Source organism: Kosakonia sp. Marseille-Q7440 (assembly GCF_965119485.1).
This window is the reverse complement of sequence record NZ_CBCPLT010000004.1, coordinates 78048-95679: the sequence shown is the minus strand read 5'-3', so window position 1 is coordinate 95679 and position 17632 is coordinate 78048. Positions and strand designations below refer to the sequence as shown.

At 53.8% G+C, this 17632-nt stretch carries 16 protein-coding genes and 1 rRNA gene; 9 read left to right on the top strand and 8 right to left on the bottom strand.

The genetic code is table 11. The features are described 5' to 3' along the window. Window positions 1–8 precede the first annotated feature (8 nt). Window positions 9–124, top strand: a 5S ribosomal RNA gene (gene rrf / locus ACWPW2_RS22255). 84 nt (window positions 125–208) lie between these two features. Here rrf and mobB read toward each other — a convergent pair. Beyond that, a complete protein-coding gene (gene mobB, locus ACWPW2_RS22250; RefSeq protein ID WP_454125489.1) occupies window positions 209–724 on the bottom strand; it encodes a molybdopterin-guanine dinucleotide biosynthesis protein MobB in 516 nt (171 codons plus the stop codon). Further along, window positions 721–1308 (bottom strand): molybdenum cofactor guanylyltransferase MobA, encoded by a 588-nt coding sequence (gene mobA / locus ACWPW2_RS22245; protein WP_454125495.1) that lies wholly within the window; start codon window positions 1306–1308, stop codon window positions 721–723. Before mobA ends, mobB begins: the two co-directional genes overlap by 4 nt. Before the next feature lie 66 nt (window positions 1309–1374). Between mobA and ACWPW2_RS22240 the strand changes: the two genes are divergently transcribed. The 3 genes from ACWPW2_RS22240 to dsbA all read left to right on the top strand — a co-directional run bounded on the left by ACWPW2_RS22240 (window position 1375) and on the right by dsbA (window position 3346). Then, entirely contained in the window at window positions 1375–1644 is a 270-nt protein-coding gene (locus ACWPW2_RS22240) for a YihD family protein (protein ID WP_023479302.1), read from the top strand. A gap of 75 nt (window positions 1645–1719) precedes the next feature. Continuing rightward, on the top strand, window positions 1720–2706 hold the full coding sequence (locus ACWPW2_RS22235) for a serine/threonine protein kinase (protein WP_454125487.1): 987 nt from the start codon (window positions 1720–1722) through the stop codon (window positions 2704–2706). Between the two features lie 16 nt (window positions 2707–2722). Beyond that, window positions 2723–3346: a thiol:disulfide interchange protein DsbA gene (dsbA, locus tag ACWPW2_RS22230; protein ID WP_023479332.1), complete on the top strand. Its 624-nt coding sequence runs from the start codon at window positions 2723–2725 to the stop codon at window positions 3344–3346. A gap of 12 nt (window positions 3347–3358) precedes the next feature. Here the strand turns inward: dsbA and ACWPW2_RS22225 are convergent, their stop codons facing one another. Continuing rightward, a complete protein-coding gene (locus ACWPW2_RS22225) occupies window positions 3359–4267 on the bottom strand; it encodes an acyltransferase (protein WP_454125485.1) in 909 nt (302 codons plus the stop codon). A gap of 422 nt (window positions 4268–4689) precedes the next feature. Between ACWPW2_RS22225 and polA the strand changes: the two genes are divergently transcribed. Beyond that, on the top strand, window positions 4690–7476 hold the full coding sequence (gene polA / locus ACWPW2_RS22220) for a DNA polymerase I (RefSeq protein ID WP_454125483.1): 2787 nt from the start codon (window positions 4690–4692) through the stop codon (window positions 7474–7476). 164 nt (window positions 7477–7640) lie between these two features. After that, window positions 7641–7688 carry a spot 42 RNA, inhibition of DNA synthesis gene (locus ACWPW2_RS22215; RefSeq protein WP_071892919.1) on the top strand — a complete coding sequence of 16 codons (48 nt, stop codon included), beginning with the start codon at window positions 7641–7643 and terminating at the stop codon, window positions 7686–7688. Window positions 7689–7779: 91 nt separating this feature from the next. On the opposite strand, the gene yihA is transcribed toward ACWPW2_RS22215, so the two are convergent. Next, a complete protein-coding gene (yihA, locus tag ACWPW2_RS22210) occupies window positions 7780–8409 on the bottom strand; it encodes a ribosome biogenesis GTP-binding protein YihA/YsxC (protein ID WP_023479300.1) in 630 nt (209 codons plus the stop codon). A 570-nt stretch (window positions 8410–8979) separates the two neighbouring features. Here yihA and yihI point away from each other — a divergent pair. After that, window positions 8980–9483 (top strand): Der GTPase-activating protein YihI, encoded by a 504-nt coding sequence (gene yihI / locus ACWPW2_RS22205; protein WP_023479295.1) that lies wholly within the window; start codon window positions 8980–8982, stop codon window positions 9481–9483. 186 nt (window positions 9484–9669) lie between these two features. Then, entirely contained in the window at window positions 9670–11043 is a 1374-nt protein-coding gene (gene hemN / locus ACWPW2_RS22200; RefSeq protein ID WP_454125481.1) for an oxygen-independent coproporphyrinogen III oxidase, read from the top strand. Between the two features lie 33 nt (window positions 11044–11076). Here the strand turns inward: hemN and ACWPW2_RS22195 are convergent, their stop codons facing one another. The 4 genes from ACWPW2_RS22195 to glnA all read right to left on the bottom strand — a co-directional run bounded on the left by ACWPW2_RS22195 (window position 11077) and on the right by glnA (window position 15362). Next, window positions 11077–11187, bottom strand: coding sequence for a YshB family small membrane protein (locus ACWPW2_RS22195; RefSeq protein WP_094192975.1), 111 nt, complete (start codon window positions 11185–11187; stop codon window positions 11077–11079). A 96-nt stretch (window positions 11188–11283) separates the two neighbouring features. Further along, a complete protein-coding gene (gene glnG, locus ACWPW2_RS22190) occupies window positions 11284–12693 on the bottom strand; it encodes a nitrogen regulation protein NR(I) (protein ID WP_128483941.1) in 1410 nt (469 codons plus the stop codon). Window positions 12694–12701: 8 nt separating this feature from the next. Further along, window positions 12702–13751, bottom strand: coding sequence for a nitrogen regulation protein NR(II) (gene glnL, locus ACWPW2_RS22185; protein ID WP_023479377.1), 1050 nt, complete (start codon window positions 13749–13751; stop codon window positions 12702–12704). A gap of 201 nt (window positions 13752–13952) precedes the next feature. Further along, window positions 13953–15362, bottom strand: a complete 1410-nt coding sequence (glnA, locus tag ACWPW2_RS22180; protein ID WP_023479289.1) for a glutamate--ammonia ligase — start codon at window positions 15360–15362, stop codon at window positions 13953–13955. A gap of 380 nt (window positions 15363–15742) precedes the next feature. On the opposite strand from glnA, the gene typA reads away from it, so the two are divergent. Further along, window positions 15743–17566 carry a ribosome-dependent GTPase TypA gene (typA, locus tag ACWPW2_RS22175; RefSeq protein ID WP_023479326.1) on the top strand — a complete coding sequence of 608 codons (1824 nt, stop codon included), beginning with the start codon at window positions 15743–15745 and terminating at the stop codon, window positions 17564–17566. Window positions 17567–17632: the final 66 nt, after the last annotated feature.

Below are 17632 nucleotides of genomic sequence, written 5' to 3'. Positions count from 1 at the left end.
AGAATTTGCCTGGCGGCACTAGCGCGGTGGTCCCACCTGACCCCATGCCGAACTCAGAAGTGAAACGCCGTAGCGCCGATGGTAGTGTGGGGTCTCCCCATGCGAGAGTAGGGAACTGCCAGGCATCAAATAAGAAGAACCCCAGCCTGACGGCTGGGGTTTTTTGCTTTCTGCGCAAAAAAACGCCCAATAAAATGGCAAATAGCGCCTAAACAGCCGTTTTCTGCGCTAACCACCGCGAAACAAACGCCGCAACTTCCTCAATATCGTTAAGATCCAGCACCGGTACTGGCAGCGCCAGCTCAACGTCGCTCGCTACCGCGATCGCATGGTCATCTATCGTTAACTCATCAATGTCATGCCCACAATCTGCGCGCCAGAGCAGGATCTTAGGCACCGGTTCATGTTTAAAGCCTTCCACAAGCACCAGATCCAGCTTAGTCGCATCCATCCTGCTGACCAGCCAGCTAAGATCCAGCTCCGTTTCATCCGGCGTTTCCGTCATTAATGCCCAGCGTTGGTTGCTGGCGACAAGCGTCTGTGCTGCGCCTGCTTTGCGTAACTCATAACTATCCTTGCCCGGCGTATCCACATCCATATCATGATGGGTATGCTTGATTAAGCCGGGACGAATGCCTCGCGCGCATAGCGCCGGAATAAGTTTTTTCAACAATGTAGTCTTACCCGTTCCGCTCCAGGCTGCCACCGCAAGTAATGGGATCATGATTTCTCCTGCCAACGTGCGAGATCGTCAGGCGTATTCACATTGGCGAATGCCGCGCGCCGATCGCTGAAATCGATCGCATGTCCGCCAGCTTCGCGCATAAACATCATTACCCTGCGTTCGCCTTGTGCCAGCCACGCTTCCAGCTGCGGTGAAAGGTCCCGATGAAGCAGAGCAATCACAGGATGATCGCGTTCGCCATCATGCACCCATACTGCCGGAGCCTGGTCACGCCCCGCCAGTAAACGTGATAAGAGATCGGCCGGAATATAGGGTGTATCACAGGGGCAAAAAAGGAACCATTCGGCTTCGCACTGTTGCAAAGCAGCCAGCATACCCGCTAGCGGGCCCGGGAAATCACCTAACGTATCCTCAATGACCGGCAGGCCGCTGAGGCGATAGGTAGCAAGATTTCGATTGGCGCTGATCGCCACGCCCTTAACCTGCGGCGCTAATCGCCCGGCGACATGTTGCCAGAGCGGTTTACCGTTAAGCTCCAGCAAGCCTTTGTCTTTTCCAGACATACGCGATGCTTTGCCGCCAGCCAGCACGACGCCGAGTACTGCACTGCTATCCTTCACCAGTAACGCCTCTTTTATTGTGGGATTGACCCTGCTAACGTGTCTGAACACAAAATAAGGAGCAGATACATGAAATGTAAACGCCTTAACGAAGTTATCGAACTTCTCCAGCCGGCCTGGCAGAAAGAGCCCGAGCTCAATTTAATGCAATTTTTACAGAAACTGGCGCAAGAGTCAGGTTATGAGGGTGAACTGGCAGATTTAAGTGATGACATCCTGATCTATCACCTGAAAATGCGCGACTCGGCAAAAGACGCAGCGATCCCGGGCATTCAAAAAGATTATGAAGAGGATTTCAAAACCGCGTTACTGCGCGCCCGCGGCGTGATTAAAGAGTAAAACCTTGTAAGAGGAGCCACCGAAAACGGCCCGAAATGATATCCTGAATCATTCGTCGTATTTTCGGATCCCAGGATGACCTGTAACGCTTTTACTTTCCAGACGCTTCACCCGGATACCATCATGGATGCGCTTTTCGCGCAGGGGATCCGGGTCGATTCCGGCCTTACTCCGCTTAATAGCTACGAAAACCGTGTTTATCAGTTTCAGGACGAAGATCGTCGGCGCTATGTCGTCAAGTTCTACCGCCCGCAGCGCTGGTCCGCGGAACAGATACGCGAAGAGCATCAGTTTGCGCTAGACCTGCAAAAGAGTGATGTGCCGGTCGCTGCACCGCTCGCGTTTAATCATGAAACCTTACTCACCCATCAGGATTTTCTCTTCGCCGTTTTCCCGAGCGTCGGCGGCCGCCAGTTTGAAGCGGATAACCTCGATCAGATGGAGTGGGTTGGCCGCTACCTCGGTCGTTTGCACCAGACCGGCCGTCAAAAGCGCTTTACCCATCGTCCTGACATGGGCGTTAACGAATATCTGAGAGAGCCGCGCCAGCTTTTTGAGACCACAGCGTTGATCCCGGCAAGCTTAAAAGAGGCGTTTCTGAGCGCAGTTGATAAGCTTATCGATGCCGTTATGGCGCAGTGGCATAATCGCGCCAACGTGCTGCGTCTGCATGGGGATTGCCATGCCGGGAATATTCTCTGGCGCGATGGCCCAATGTTTGTTGATTTAGACGATGCGCGTAATGGCCCGGCGGTACAAGATTTATGGATGTTATTGCACGGTGATAAAGCCGAGCAGCGCATGCAGCTGGAGACGATCGTCGAAGCCTACGAAGAGTTTTGTGAGTTTGATACCGCGGAGCTTGCCCTGATCGAACCGCTGCGCGCCATGCGGCTGGTCTACTATCTGGCGTGGCTTATCCGCCGCTGGGACGATCCGGCGTTTCCCAAAAATTTCCCCTGGTTGAACAGCGAAGACCACTGGCGCAATCAGACGCATATTTTTCTTGAACAGGTGAAGGTTCTGCAAGAACCCCCTTTAGCATTAACCCCCATGTATTAAACGGAGAGAGTTGACCATGAAGAAGATTTGGCTGGCGCTGGCAGGAATGATTCTGGCATTTAGCGCTTCGGCAGCAGACATTACCGAAGGTAAGCAGTACAACACGCTGGATAAACCGGTCGCCGGTGAACCGCAGGTACTGGAATTCTTCTCATTCTATTGCCCGCACTGCTACGACTTTGAGCAGGTCTGGCACGTCTCTGAAGCGGTGAAAAAGAAACTGCCGCAGGGGACAAAAATGACCAAATACCATGTCGAGTTCCTGGGGCCGCTGGGCAAAGAGATGACGCAGGCCTGGGCCGTAGCCATGGCGCTGGGCGTTGAAGATAAAATCAGCTCTCCGATGTTCGAAGCGGTACAAAAAACACAGACTGTTCAAACCGTTGCTGACATTCGTGACGTATTTATCAAAGCTGGCGTGAAGGGCGAAGAGTATGACGCTGCCTGGAACAGCTTCGTGGTGAAATCACTGGTTGCTCAGCAAGAGAAAGCCGCGGCCGATCTGCAGTTGCAGGGTGTACCGGCGATGTTCGTCAATGGGAAATACCAGATCGATCAAAACGGTATGGATAAAGACTCCCTTGATGCGTTTGTGAAAAGCTACGCTGATACGGTGAAGTTCCTGGTTGAGAAGAAGTAAAGATAACGCCGGTCACTGACCGGCGTTTTTACAGGAGGCTTTGATGGCGTCTATGCGTTCATCTTTAGCGAGCCATAAACCATTTAGCCACTGCTGAAAGCTGCGCTTAAAATTCTTGTCATTAATATAATCGCCATGCAACCCTTCATGAACCGCCAGTAAATCAATACGCACCACGATACGGGTCAATTTGCCGCTGAGCATGTCGAAAAAGGGCGTGCGATCGTTTTCCGGATAGCAAAGCGTCACATCCAGCAACTTGTCGAACTGTTTACCCAGAACGTTTAACGCCATCGCGATGCCCGCCGCTTTTGGCGGCAGCAGATGCTTAAACGAAGAGCGCATCTGACGCCGTTTCTCTTCTGTAAAACGTGATCCTTCAACAAAATTCACCATCGTTGTCGGATGCAGGCGAAACTTCTCACACGAACGGCGCGTTGTCTCAACATCCTTGCCCCGTCTTTCAGGATGCCTCAACAGATAACTTCGTGAGTAGCGGCGCATAAAAGGCATATCCAGCGCCCAGCACGCCAGGCCGATAAAGGGCACCCAGGCGAGTTGCTGCTTCAGGAAGTACTTGTTCATCGGGATCTGTTTGCGGAACAGGACACACAGCACCACGATATCTGCCCAGCTGTGATGGTTACAAATCAGCAGGTACCAGTTTCTCTTATTCGACCCCTCGAGCCCTTGAATATCCCATTCCAGCCGGGGATTGAGTCGCAGCAGCCAGTAGATGCCTTCGCACCAGCAAGCCATTACCGCATTACAGAATGCAGAAATGGCCCGCCAAAAATGCGGGTTCGGAATAAGTAGTTTTAACAGGCCAGCGATAATAATCGGTATAGAGCAGACAACAGTAAGCAGTATGGTTAACAGAACGCTAAAAAAGAGCGTAATAACCGTGGGTAGTCTCGACATGATTAAATATTTCAAAAAGTTAGCAGCAAAATGCTCGCTAAAAGGTGTGCAAGGCGCCGATTTTATCAGAAAGCGGGAGCGGCAATGGGGAAACCTTATTCAGCGCTTTTGATGGATAACCAACAAGAATGCAACGCCTTTTTTCTTCTATCCACACAGAGCAGATTATCACCAAAAAGCAATAACGATCCTTTTTAACTTCTTAATGTATTGATTTTAATTGGTTTGTATATTTTTACGATCCACGAAAAGCCACAAAAATCCAGCCAATTAAAAACTGTGCACAAACTTATCCACAGGATGTTTCTGCGAGGGATCCCGACGATCGCGAAATCTTTTCCGCCATTTACCGGGAAAAACTCATGTTTTCATCCTGTCTGTGGCATCCTTTAGCGTAAATTGAAAAAACAGGCATGGATATCATGGTTCAGATCCCCGAAAACCCACTCATTCTTGTTGACGGCTCCTCTTACCTCTATCGCGCGTATCATGCGTTTCCACCTCTGACCAACAGCGTTGGGGAACCCACCGGCGCAATGTACGGCGTGTTGAATATGCTGCGCAGCCTGTTGCTGCAGTATCAGCCGACGCATGTCGCAGTGGTGTTTGATGCGAAGGGTAAGACGTTCCGTGATGAGCTGTTCGAACATTACAAATCCCACCGCCCGCCGATGCCGGACGATCTGCGCGCGCAGATTGAGCCGCTGCATGCGATGGTAAAAGCGATGGGTCTGCCGCTGCTGGCGGTGTCGGGCGTTGAAGCAGATGACGTTATTGGCACGCTGGCATGCGAAGCGGACAAAAAAGGGCGCCCGGTGCTGATCAGTACCGGCGACAAAGATATGGCGCAGCTGGTGACACCGAATGTCACGCTGATCAATACCATGTCCAACACCATTTTGGGACCAGAAGAGGTCGTTACCAAATATGGCGTGCCGCCAGAGCTGATTATCGACTTCCTCGCGCTGATGGGCGACTCCTCCGATAACATCCCGGGCGTACCTGGCGTGGGTGAAAAAACCGCGCAGGCGCTGTTACAAGGGCTGGGTGGTCTCGACTCGCTCTATGCCGCGCCGGAGAAGATTGCCGAACTGAGCTTCCGTGGTGCGAAAACCATGGCGGCGAAGCTGGAGCAGAATAAAGAGGTCGCTTACCTCTCCTACCAGCTGGCGACCATCAAAACCGACGTTCCGCTGGAGCTGACGAGCGAACAGCTCGAAGTTCAACAGCCGGCCACCGAAGAGCTGATGGAGCTCTTTAAGCGTTACGAATTCAAGCGCTGGACGGCGGATGTCGAAGCCGGTAAATGGCTACAGGCGAGAGGAAGCAAGCCAGCGGCGAAGCCGCAGGAGACGATTGTGGTCGAAGCGGAGCCCGATATCCCGACGGCTATCCTCTCCGCTGAAAACTACGTCACCATCCTTGATGAAGAGACGTTGCAAAGCTGGATCGGCAAACTGAAAAGCGCGGCGCTGTTTGCCTTCGATACGGAAACGGACAGCCTGGATAACATCAGCGCCAATCTGGTCGGCATCTCCTTTGCCATCGAACCTGGTGTGGCAGCCTATGTGCCGGTTGCCCATGACTACCTTGATGCGCCGGATCAGATCCCGCGTGACCGCGCGCTGGAACTGCTGAAACCGCTGCTGGAAGATGAAAAGCTTCTCAAAGTGGGCCAGAACCTGAAATACGATCGCGGCGTGCTGGAAAATTATGGCATCGAACTGCGCGGTATCGCCTTCGACACCATGCTTGAGTCCTACATCCTCAATAGCGTTGTTGGCCGTCATGATATGGACAGCCTCTCTCAGCGCTGGTTGAAGCACAAAACCGTGACCTTCGAAGAGATCGCCGGGAAAGGTAAAAACCAGCTGACCTTCAACCAGATTGCGCTGGAAGAGGCCGGGCATTATGCGGCGGAAGATGCTGATGTCACGCTGCAACTCCATCTGGCGATGTGGCCTGAGCTGCAACAGCACGCCGGCCCGCTGAATGTCTTCCAGAATATTGAAATGCCGCTGGTGCCGGTCATTTCGCGTATCGAACGCAACGGCGTCAATATCGATCCGGCTGTGCTGCACAAGCACTCTGAGGAGCTGACGCTGCGTCTGGCGGAGCTGGAGCAAAAAGCGCACGAGATCGCGGGCGAAGCGTTTAATCTCTCGTCGACCAAGCAGCTGCAAACCATTCTGTTTGAAAAACAGGGCATTAAACCGCTGAAGAAAACCCCGGGCGGCGCGCCGTCGACATCCGAAGAGGTGCTGGAAGAGCTGGCGCTGGATTACCCGCTGCCAAAAGTGATCCTGCAATATCGCGGCCTGGCGAAGCTTAAATCGACCTACACCGATAAGCTGCCGCTGATGATCAACCCGAAAACCGGGCGCGTACATACCTCTTACCACCAGGCAGTGACCGCGACCGGGCGCTTGTCTTCTACCGATCCCAACCTGCAAAACATTCCTGTGCGTAATGAAGAGGGACGTCGTATTCGTCAGGCCTTTATCGCGCCGAAAGATTACGTCATCGTCTCTGCGGACTACTCGCAGATCGAACTGCGCATCATGGCGCACCTCTCACGGGATAAGGGCTTGCTGAAAGCGTTTTCTGAAGGTCAGGATATTCACCGCGCAACGGCGGCGGAAGTGTTTGGCCTGCCGCTGGATAGCGTAAGCAATGAACAGCGCCGCAGCGCGAAAGCGATCAACTTTGGTCTGATCTACGGCATGAGCGCCTTTGGCCTCTCGCGCCAGCTCAATATTCCGCGCAAAGAGTCGCAGAAGTATATGGATCTCTACTTCGAGCGCTATCCTGGCGTGCTGGAGTATATGGAGCGTACCCGCGCGCAGGCGAAAGAGAACGGCTATGTTGAAACGCTCGATGGTCGCCGCCTTTATCTGCCGGACATCAAAGCGAGCAACGCTGCCCGCCGTGCGGGTGCTGAGCGCGCGGCGATCAACGCCCCGATGCAGGGCACCGCAGCCGATATCATCAAACGTGCGATGATCGCCGTCGATGCGTGGTTACAGCAAGATAAGCCGCGCGTGCGGATGATCATGCAGGTACACGATGAACTGGTGTTTGAAGTGCACAAAGATGATATCGAGGCGGTAACGAAGAAGATCCATGAACTGATGGAGAGCAGTACCCAACTCGATGTGCCGCTGCTGGTGGAAGTGGGAAGCGGACCAAACTGGGATCAAGCGCACTAAGCCTGCGGTCGGAAAGGGACTTTTCTGTAACTAAGCAACATAACGCGGCGTTTTTGTGACAATCATTAGAATTCCGTATGTAAAAATTGAAAAGAAATTACAAAAAGTCCTTTTTCCAGATCCAAAAAGGGAGTAGAGTTATTCGCGTAGGGTACAGAGGTAAGATGTTCTATCTTTCAGACCTTTTACTTCACGTAATCGGATTTGGCTGAATATTTAGCCGCCCCAGTCAGTAATGACTGGGGCGTTTTTTATTGCGCGAAACAAAGCAATAAAGCGCAGCGGGCGCCGCGCCAGAAGGGGTTATTCGCCTGCGTCTTCTGTTGCTGGCGCAATGGATGAGAACCAGCTATCCAGCTTCTCGCGCAGCTTATCGACGCCCTGTTTTTTCAGCGACGAAAACGCTTCAACCTGCACATCGCCGTTAAAGGCAATTGCCGCTTCCCGCACCATCGTAACCTGCGCTTTACGCGCGCCGCTGGCGAGCTTGTCCGCTTTGGTCAGCAGTACCAGTACGGGGATCTCGCTTGCTACCGCCCAGTGGATCATCTGCTGGTCGAGATCTTTTAGCGGATGGCGGATATCCATCAGTACGACCAGCCCCTTCAGGCACTGACGTTTCTCCAGATATTCACCCAGCGCGCGCTGCCATTTGATTTTCATCTCTTCCGGCACTTCGGCATAACCGTAGCCGGGCAGGTCGACAAGGCGTTTGCCTTCGACGACTTCGAACAGGTTAATTAGCTGGGTACGGCCCGGCGTTTTAGAGGTGCGCGCCAGGCTCTTTTGATTGGTTAGCGTATTGAGTGCGCTCGATTTTCCGGCGTTGGAGCGGCCAGCGAATGCCACTTCGATGCCGGTATCGGCGGGTAAGTGGCGAATATCAGGCGCACTGGTGACAAAGTGCGTCTGTTGGTAATTCAGGTTAGTCAAAACGGTCGTCTCCATCGTTAAAGCATGCGGGGATTATACCTGAACCCACGTAAAAGACTGTTTTTCTCGCATCATTCCTCTTTGTGCGTGATTGCCATGCATTTTGTAGGAAATCAGCCCGTTATACATTGCGAACTTTCAGAGTAATTGCAGGTTAAAAAATAGCTAAAAACAATACAATCAATAACTTAACTTTATGGAATTCTCTTAATTTATCGTTTGTAAGGGTATTCGTACTTGTCTCTTTTTCTGAGACAAGTAAAGTAACCCCCGTAGCAGGACGCTTTACAGGAAAGGATAACTCACGGAGCGAGGGGTCGGGAGCGCCAGGAGGCGAAGACCAGAGGAACACGTCAGGAGACGTTCACAAGGAGAGGGATCGCAACACGGAGTGTTGATGCTAATGGAAAAACAGGGCAGGTTGACAGCAAACAGGGAACGTAGAGCCCTTTACGGGTCAGGGTCAAGAAAAAAGGCGACAGTTTACACTGCCGCCTTTTTTCTTTGCTTGCTTTCTGCTAGATTCCGCCGCAATTCTATACTGATGAAAAACCACCTAAGACCCCTATGATGAAAAAACCGTCTACCCAACCGCGCGGCAAAGTGCGCCGTAAAACCCGTGAAGAGTTGAACCAGGAAGGCCGCGAACGTAAGCGTGAAAAACGGCATCGCGGCAACGCTTCAGGCAGCCGCGCGAACGGTGGCGATAACGCGTCGGGCTCCGGCAAGGGCAAAGCGCAAAAAGATCCGCGTATTGGCAGTAAAACACCGATTCCGCTGGGTGTTACCGACACGCCAGTCACTAAGCAGCACAAACCGAAGAGTGAGAAACCTATGCTTTCACCGCAGGCTGAATTAGAGATGCTGGAAACGGATGAGCGCCTGGATGCGCTACTTGAACGTCTTGAAGAGGGCGAAACCCTGAGCGCCGACGAGCAGAAATGGGTTGATGCCAAACTGGATCGTATTGATGAGCTGATGCAGAAGCTCGGCCTCTCCTACGATGATGACGAAGAAGAAGAGGAAGAGGAGCGTAAGGAAGATATGATGCGTCTGCTCAAGGGCGGCAACTAATCCTTTCTTATGGGGCTTCCCGTCCTGCTTATAACCCTTCCGGTTATATGTTATCTGGTGTGGTTATTCGTTAAACTACAGCGGTTGTCGCGGCGCAAACAGTGGCTGCGCAACCGGCTGATACCCCAAAAAGGGATCGGCCCAGGCCGCCGGTATCGCCAGCGGCGTCATCGGAAGGAGTAAGCAATGTCTGAGCACGTCATCGACTGGGATCTGGCCCTGATCCAGAAATATAACTATTCCGGGCCGCGTTATACGTCCTATCCCACCGCGCTTGAGTTTTCTGACGCCTTCGGCGAAGCGGATTTTCACCGCGCCGTGGCGCGTTATCCTGAACGTCCGCTTTCGCTCTACGTTCATATCCCGTTTTGCCACAAGCTCTGCTACTTCTGCGGCTGCAATAAAATCGTCACCCGCCAGCAGCATAAAGCCGATCAATACCTCGATGCGCTGGAGCAGGAGATTATCCACCGCGTGCCGCTGTTTAAAGGCCGTCACGTCAGCCAGCTGCACTGGGGCGGCGGTACGCCAACCTATCTCAACAAAGCACAGATCAGCCGCCTGATGGCGCTGCTGCGCGGCAACTTCGCCTTTGATACCGATGCGGAGATCTCCATCGAGGTCGATCCGCGCGAAATTGAACTCGATGTGCTCGACCATCTGCGCGGGGAAGGGTTTAACCGCCTCAGCATGGGCGTGCAGGATTTTAATAAAGAGGTGCAGCGGCTGGTTAACCGCGAACAGGATGAAACCTTTATCTTTGCTCTGCTTAACCACGCGCGCGACATCGGCTTTACCTCGACCAATATTGACCTGATCTACGGCCTGCCCAAACAGACGCCGGAGAGTTTCGCCTATACGCTGCAACGCGTCGCCGAACTCAGCCCCGATCGCTTAAGTGTCTTCAACTATGCGCATCTGCCGACGCTCTTTGCCGCCCAGCGTAAAATTAAAGATGCGGATCTGCCTTCGGCGCAGCAGAAGCTCGATATCCTGCAGCAGACCATCTCGTCGCTGACTACATCCGGGTATCAGTTTATCGGCATGGATCACTTTGCCCGTCCGGATGATGAGCTGGCGATCGCCCAGCGCAACGGCGTGCTGCACCGCAACTTCCAGGGTTACACCACCCAGGGCGACAGCGATCTGCTGGGGCTTGGCGTCTCTGCCATCAGCATGATTGGCGACAGCTACGCGCAAAACCAGAAAGAACTCAAACACTACTACCAGCAGGTTGATGAGCAGGGAAATGCGCTGTGGCGCGGTATTGCGCTAACCCGCGATGACTGCATTCGCCGGGATGTGATCAAGGGGCTTATCTGTAATTTCCGTCTTTCGTTCAGCGACATTGAGCGCGCGTGGGATCTCGATTTCCGCGACTACTTTGCAGAAGATCTGCAACTGCTTGCGCCATTGATTAAAGATGGGCTGGTGGAGAGGGGTGAGCAGGGGCTTCAGGTAACGGCGAAAGGGCGTCTGTTGATTCGCAACATCTGCATGTGCTTCGATGTCTATCTGCGCCAGAAAGCGCGGCTACAGCAGTTCTCACGGGTGATTTAACAGGCCTGCAAAAGCACCAGGCCTGTTAAACCGTTAGCTAAACAGCCCGACCAGCGTTGCACAAAGCAGCGCTGCGACAGCCGTTTGTGGCGTATGGCTGGCAGAGGCGCCAGCCGTAACCAGATGAATGAACGATTCCAGCATGATAACCCCCCCTGAACGCGCAAGATCATACTGCACTGCGGCTAACAGTAAAGCACAAAATAGCAGCACTTTTCGCGGGCGGATCGCGCTTTACGTTTACTCCATTCCCAGCTCTTTTAACTTACGCGTAAGGGTATTGCGCCCCCAGCCGAGCAGGCGTGCCGCTTCCTGCTTATGCCCCTGAGTGTGGCGCAGCGCGGTGGTCAGCAGGGTGCGCTCCATCTCCGGCTGCGCTTCAGAGAGCAGGTTTTGATGACCGGAACGCAGCGCGCGATCGGCCCACTGTGCGAGCAGCGTCGCCCAGCTGTCCGGCAAACTCTGCGACGGGCTGTCCGGCGCGGTAGCTTCAAACAGTTCACTGGGCAGATCCTGAATCAGCACTTCCTGGCCTGCTGCCATTACCGTTAACCAGCGACAGGTGTTCTCCAGTTGGCGCACGTTGCCCGGCCATGCCAGACGGGTCAATGCCGCTTCGGTTTCCGGATGCAGTAGCTTCGCTTCCACACCCAGTTCGCGGGCCGCGTCCTGTAAGAAGTGGCGCGCCAGACGCGGAATATCTTCCCGGCGTTCGCGCAGCGGCGGCAGATGCACGCGGATAACATTCAGGCGGTGGAACAAATCCTCCCTGAATTTCCCCTCCTGCACGCGCAGCTCCAGGTTCTGGTGCGTCGCCGCAATAATACGCACATCGACTTTCACCGGCGCATAGCCGCCCACGCGGTAAAACTGCCCATCGGCAAGCACGCGCAGCAAACGCGTCTGCACATCGAGCGGCATATCGCCAATCTCATCAAGAAACAGCGTGCCGCCATCGGCCTGCTCAAAACGCCCCTGACGAATGGTGTTGGCACCGGTAAAGGCCCCTTTCTCGTGGCCAAACAGCTCCGATTCAATCAAATCTTTCGGGATTGCCGCCATATTGAGCGCGATAAACGGCGCTTTAACGCGCGGGCTGTGGCGATGCAGCGCATGGGCAACCAGCTCTTTCCCGGTGCCGGACTCGCCGTTAATCAATACGCTGATTGATGAGCGCGACAGACGGCCAATAATGCGGAACACATCCTGCATCGCTGGCGCTTCGCCGATGATATCGGTGGTCGGGCCGAGAGCCTGCACATTGCGCGGCTGCTGCTGCTCCTGATAGTGGCTGATAGCGCGTTCAACCAGCGCCACCGCTTCATCAATATCGAACGGTTTAGGCAGGTAGTCGAATGCTCCCTGCTGATAAGCGCTTACCGCCGCATCCAGATCCGAGTGTGCGGTCATAATGATGACCGGAAGCATCGGATGACGCTGCTTAATCTGTTTTAACAGCGCCAGCCCGTCCATGCCGGGCATGCGAATATCCGAAAGCAGAACATCCGGCGTTTTGGTGGTCAGCGCATCAAGCACTTCATTGGCACTTTCAAACGTTGTACAACTCAAGCCTGCCCCGGTGAGCGCGCGTTCAAGCACCCAACGGATGGAGCTATCGTCATCCACGATCCAGACTATCCCTCGTTGCATAAACACCTCTACTTCCGAATAGGCAGGAATACCGAGAACTCGGTATGGCCTGGCCAACTGGTAAATTCAATTTTGCCTGAGTGTTGATCAATCAGGCTGCGTGCAATCGATAAGCCAAGCCCGGTGCCGCCTTCGCGGCCGCTCACCATTGGGTAAAAGAGCGTGTCTTGCAGATGCTGCGGTATACCCGGGCCGTTATCCTGCACATCGATTCTCGCTGCCAGGCGATAACGTACGCCGTGCAGCGTTAACTGGAACGCGGTGCGCGTACGCAGAATAATTTCGCCGCCCTCCGGTCCTAATGCCTGAAGCGCATTGCGCACGATATTGAGTAAAACTTGCTCAATCTGGTCAGGATCATGCGCCAGCTCCGGCAAACTGGGATCGTAATCGCGAATTAACGTGACGTTAGCCGGCAGCTCCATCGACACCAGATTCACCACGCGTTCAGCCACTTTATGGATGCTTTCGGTAACGTGCATACCCGGCTGCTGCGGCCCTAACAGGCGATCGACCAGATTGCGCAGGCGGTCGGCCTGCTCAATGATCACTTTGGTGTATTCCAGCAGCGACGGGTCGGGCAGGGCCTTACTTAAAAGCTGTGCCGCGCCGCGCAGGCCACCCAAAGGGTTTTTAATTTCATGAGCCAGGCCGCGCACCAGATCGCGCGCCGCAACCTGCTGCGCATGCTGAAGCTGCTCCTGGCTTAAACGGCGCTGGTTATCCATCGGCGCCATTTCCAGCAGTACCAGCCCGTCCGGCAGACGTTGCGCTGTCAGGGAGAGAATATGCGAGCGTCCGTCGATGACCAGCGTCACTTCGTTATCGGTAAATCCCTGGCCTGCATGCAAACTTTCACGCATCAGGTCGATATTGAGGGAGAAGTAGCTCAACAGTTCCGGCAGCGGGGTGCCGAACAGTTTGCGCGAGCTTTGCGCCAGCAGCTGTTGTGCCGCGGGGTTGGCGTAATGTACCGCCAGGTCGTCATCAACCAGCAGGATGCTGTTGATCAAAGAGTTGAGGATCTGCCCAGCATCGGGCAGCGCGCCGCTTGCCATGTAGCAGTCTCCCGGAGATATGCACCAATTTTGTGCAGTATAGCGTTATAGAAAGAAAAAGCGCGTGAGATCAGGTTGTTGTCGGCGAAAAAAGCCCATCGTGTGATGGGCCAAAGTTTCCACGGCAACTAAAAATCCTCTGGCTGATTTCTCGCCGCCAACTGACTGCGACGAGAAATCGGCCGAGTATTAATAACGTAATTAAACGCTGTAATAGAGTTCGAACTCTACCGGGTGCGGCGTCATGCGAACGCGGTCATTCTCTTCAATGCGCAGCGCAATGTAAGCGTCGATAGCGTCGTCGGTGAATACGCCGCCAGCGGTCAGGAACTCGCGGTCAGCGTCCAGCGCGTTAAGCGCTTCTTCCAGGGAGCCTGCAACCTGCGGGATCTCTTTCGCCTCTTCCGGCGGCAGGTCGTACAGGTTTTTGTCCATTGCTTCGCCCGGGTGGATTTTGTTCTTAATGCCATCCAGACCCGCCATCAGCAGCGCGGCAAAGCACAGGTACGGGTTCGCAGCCGGATCCGGGAAGCGCACTTCGATACGACGCGCTTTCGGAGAAGCAACAACCGGAATACGGATAGAGGCAGAACGGTTACGGGCAGAGTAGGCCAGCATAACCGGTGCTTCGTAACCCGGGACCAGACGCTTGTAGGAGTTGGTGGTCGGGTTAGAGAGGGCGTTGATCGCTTTAGCGTGTTTGATTACGCCGCCGATGTAGTACAGCGCCATTTCAGACAGGCCAGCGTATTTGTCGCCAGAGAACAGGTTGGTGCCGTTCTTGGAGAGAGACATGTGGCAGTGCATACCGGAACCGTTATCACCGAACATCGGTTTCGGCATAAAGGTCGCAGTTTTACCGAAGCGGTGCGCAACGTTATGTACCACATATTTGTAAATCTGAATTTCGTCCGCTTTTTTGGTCATGGTGTTGAAGCGGGTTGCCACTTCGTTCTGACCCGCAGTCGCCACTTCGTGGTGATGCGCTTCGACGACCAGGCCCATCTCTTCCATCACCAGACACATGGTGGAACGCAGATCCTGAGAGGAGTCTACCGGCGGAACCGGGAAGTAACCGCCTTTCACAGCCGGACGGTGACCTTTGTTACCACCTTCATATTTGGTGGTGGTGTTCCATGCGCCTTCGATATCGTCGATAGCAACGCTGGAACCGGAAATGGAGCTGCCGAAACGCACGTCGTCAAACAGGAAGAATTCCGGCTCTGGCCCGAACAGCACGGTGTCTGCCAGACCGGTGGAGCGCAGGTACTCTTCAGCGCGTTTGGCGATGGAGCGCGGATCGCGATCGTAGCCCTGCATGGTGCCTGGCTCGAGGATATCGCAGCGAATAATCAGCGTAGACTCTTCGTAGAACGGGTCAATGACAGCGGTAGTGGCGTCCGGCATCAGCACCATGTCGGATTCGTTGATGCCTTTCCAGCCACCAATCGAAGAACCATCAAACATTTTGCCTTCTTCGAAGAAGTCAGCGTTTACCTGATGGGCTGGGATAGTGACGTGCTGTTCTTTACCTTTGGTATCTGTGAAGCGCAGATCGACAAACTTCACTTCGTGCTCATTCAGCATCGTCAAAACGTGTTCAGCGGACATACTTAAACTCTCCCGGGATTGTCATTGTCGTCGTGGTAACGAGGTCTTCTAATTACTACGTAAATCTGGCGTAGTTGCCGTACAATGGATAAGCGAAATCTATGCCAACTTTTAAATCACCCCAAAAAGGCGTTATCATGCTCGGCATAGTGCAAAAGGGCTGCACCATGATGGTTACCTTGCACCAATATAGTGCTTTTATGGAAACATAGGGCACCATATTGGTGCAATTTTCGTTATTTGCCCCTTTTAACGCTCCGTGAAAGCGATCACAAAGCAACTCTGCAATACTTGTTTGCAGGGTATGTTTGTGATCCTGTTTAGTCCTTCGATTAATACGTGTACAATAACGCGCTATTTCTAATGCCTGAGGCAAAGTTGTGATCGAAAATCTGCGTAACATCGCCATCATTGCTCACGTTGACCATGGTAAAACGACCCTGGTTGACAAGCTGCTGCAGCAATCCGGTACGTTCGACGAACGTGCTGAAACTCAAGAGCGTGTGATGGACTCCAACGATTTGGAGAAAGAGCGTGGGATTACCATCCTCGCTAAAAACACCGCTATCAAATGGAATGATTATCGTATCAACATCGTTGATACCCCAGGGCACGCCGACTTCGGTGGTGAAGTTGAGCGTGTAATGTCCATGGTCGATTCCGTGCTGCTGGTGGTTGACGCATTTGACGGCCCGATGCCGCAAACGCGCTTCGTGACCAAAAAAGCATTTGCCCATGGTCTGAAACCTATCGTGGTAATCAACAAAGTTGACCGTCCTGGCGCGCGTCCGGACTGGGTTGTTGATCAGGTCTTCGACCTGTTCGTTAACCTTGACGCGACCGACGAACAGCTGGACTTCCCGATCGTTTACGCTTCTGCGCTGAACGGTATCGCGGGTCTGGACCACGAAAACATGGCTGAAGACATGACCCCGCTGTACCAGGCGATTGTTGAACATGTACCGGCACCGAACGTCGATCTCGACGGCACGCTGCAGATGCAGGTTTCCCAGCTCGATTACAACAACTACGTTGGCGTAATCGGCATCGGCCGTATCAAGCGCGGTAAAGTGAAGCCGAACCAGCAGGTCACTATCATCGATAGCGAAGGCAAAACCCGTAACGGTAAAGTTGGCAAAGTGCTGACTCACCTGGGGCTGGAGCGTATCGAGAGTGACGTGGCTGAAGCGGGTGACATCATTGCGATCACCGGTCTGGGCGAGCTGAACATCTCCGACACCATCTGCGATCCGCAGAGTGTTGAAGCGCTGCCGGCGCTCTCCGTTGATGAGCCGACCGTAACCATGTTCTTCAACGTCAACACCTCTCCGTTCTGTGGCAAAGAGGGTAAATATGTTACCTCTCGTCAGATCCTTGACCGCCTGAACAAAGAGCTGGTGCACAACGTTGCGCTGCGCGTTGAAGAGACTCAGGATGCGGATGCGTTCCGTGTTTCTGGTCGTGGTGAGCTGCACCTCTCTGTTCTGATCGAGAACATGCGTCGTGAAGGTTTCGAAATGGCGGTTTCCCGTCCGAAAGTAATCTTCCGCGAAATCGACGGCCGTAAACAAGAGCCGTTCGAAAACGTAACGCTGGACGTTGAAGAGCAGCACCAGGGTTCTGTCATGCAGGCACTGGGCGAGCGTAAAGGCGATCTGAAAAACATGAATCCGGACGGCAAAGGCCGCGTACGTCTCGACTACGTGATCCCAAGCCGCGGTCTGATCGGCTTCCGTTCAGAGTTCATGACCATGACCTCCGGTACCGGTCTGCTGTACTCCACTTTCAGCCACTACGACGATATTCGTCCGGGCGAAGTGGGCCAGCGTAACAACGGCGTGCTGATCTCCAACGGTCAGGGTAAAGCGGTTGCGTTTGCGCTGTTCGGTCTGCAGGATCGCGGTAAGCTGTTCCTCGGTCACGGTGCGGAAGTATATGAAGGCCAGATCATCGGTATTCACAGCCGTTCTAACGACCTGACGGTAAACTGCCTGACCGGTAAGAAACTGACCAACATGCGTGCGTCCGGTACGGACGAAGCAACGGTTCTGGTTCCGCCGATCAAGATGACCCTGGAGCAGGCGCTCGAGTTCATCGATGACGACGAACTGGTAGAGGTAACCCCTCAGTCCATTCGTATCCGTAAACGTCATCTGACTGAGAACGACCGTAAACGCGCAATGCGCGGTGCAAAAGAAGACTAATTACCTTCTTTTAGCCCAACAAAAGCCGCTGATTATCAGCGGCTTTTTTTTATCCCGCGATCGCGG

What these genes read in the sequence shown, in the direction of transcription:
- mobB (WP_454125489.1), bottom strand. Translation starts at nt 724, where the DNA reads ATGATCCCATTACTTGCGGTGGCAGCCTGGAGCGGAACGGGTAAGACT.
- ACWPW2_RS22240 (WP_023479302.1), top strand. Translation starts at nt 1,375, where the DNA reads ATGAAATGTAAACGCCTTAACGAAGTTATCGAACTTCTCCAGCCGGCC.
- ACWPW2_RS22235 (WP_454125487.1), top strand. Translation starts at nt 1,720, where the DNA reads ATGACCTGTAACGCTTTTACTTTCCAGACGCTTCACCCGGATACCATC.
- dsbA (WP_023479332.1), top strand. Translation starts at nt 2,723, where the DNA reads ATGAAGAAGATTTGGCTGGCGCTGGCAGGAATGATTCTGGCATTTAGC.
- ACWPW2_RS22225 (WP_454125485.1), bottom strand. Translation starts at nt 4,267, where the DNA reads ATGTCGAGACTACCCACGGTTATTACGCTCTTTTTTAGCGTTCTGTTA.
- polA (WP_454125483.1), top strand. Translation starts at nt 4,690, where the DNA reads ATGGTTCAGATCCCCGAAAACCCACTCATTCTTGTTGACGGCTCCTCT.
- yihI (WP_023479295.1), top strand. Translation starts at nt 8,980, where the DNA reads ATGAAAAAACCGTCTACCCAACCGCGCGGCAAAGTGCGCCGTAAAACC.
- hemN (WP_454125481.1), top strand. Translation starts at nt 9,670, where the DNA reads ATGTCTGAGCACGTCATCGACTGGGATCTGGCCCTGATCCAGAAATAT.
- ACWPW2_RS22195 (WP_094192975.1), bottom strand. Translation starts at nt 11,187, where the DNA reads ATGCTGGAATCGTTCATTCATCTGGTTACGGCTGGCGCCTCTGCCAGC.
- glnG (WP_128483941.1), bottom strand. Translation starts at nt 12,693, where the DNA reads ATGCAACGAGGGATAGTCTGGATCGTGGATGACGATAGCTCCATCCGT.
- glnL (WP_023479377.1), bottom strand. Translation starts at nt 13,751, where the DNA reads ATGGCAAGCGGCGCGCTGCCCGATGCTGGGCAGATCCTCAACTCTTTG.
- glnA (WP_023479289.1), bottom strand. Translation starts at nt 15,362, where the DNA reads ATGTCCGCTGAACACGTTTTGACGATGCTGAATGAGCACGAAGTGAAG.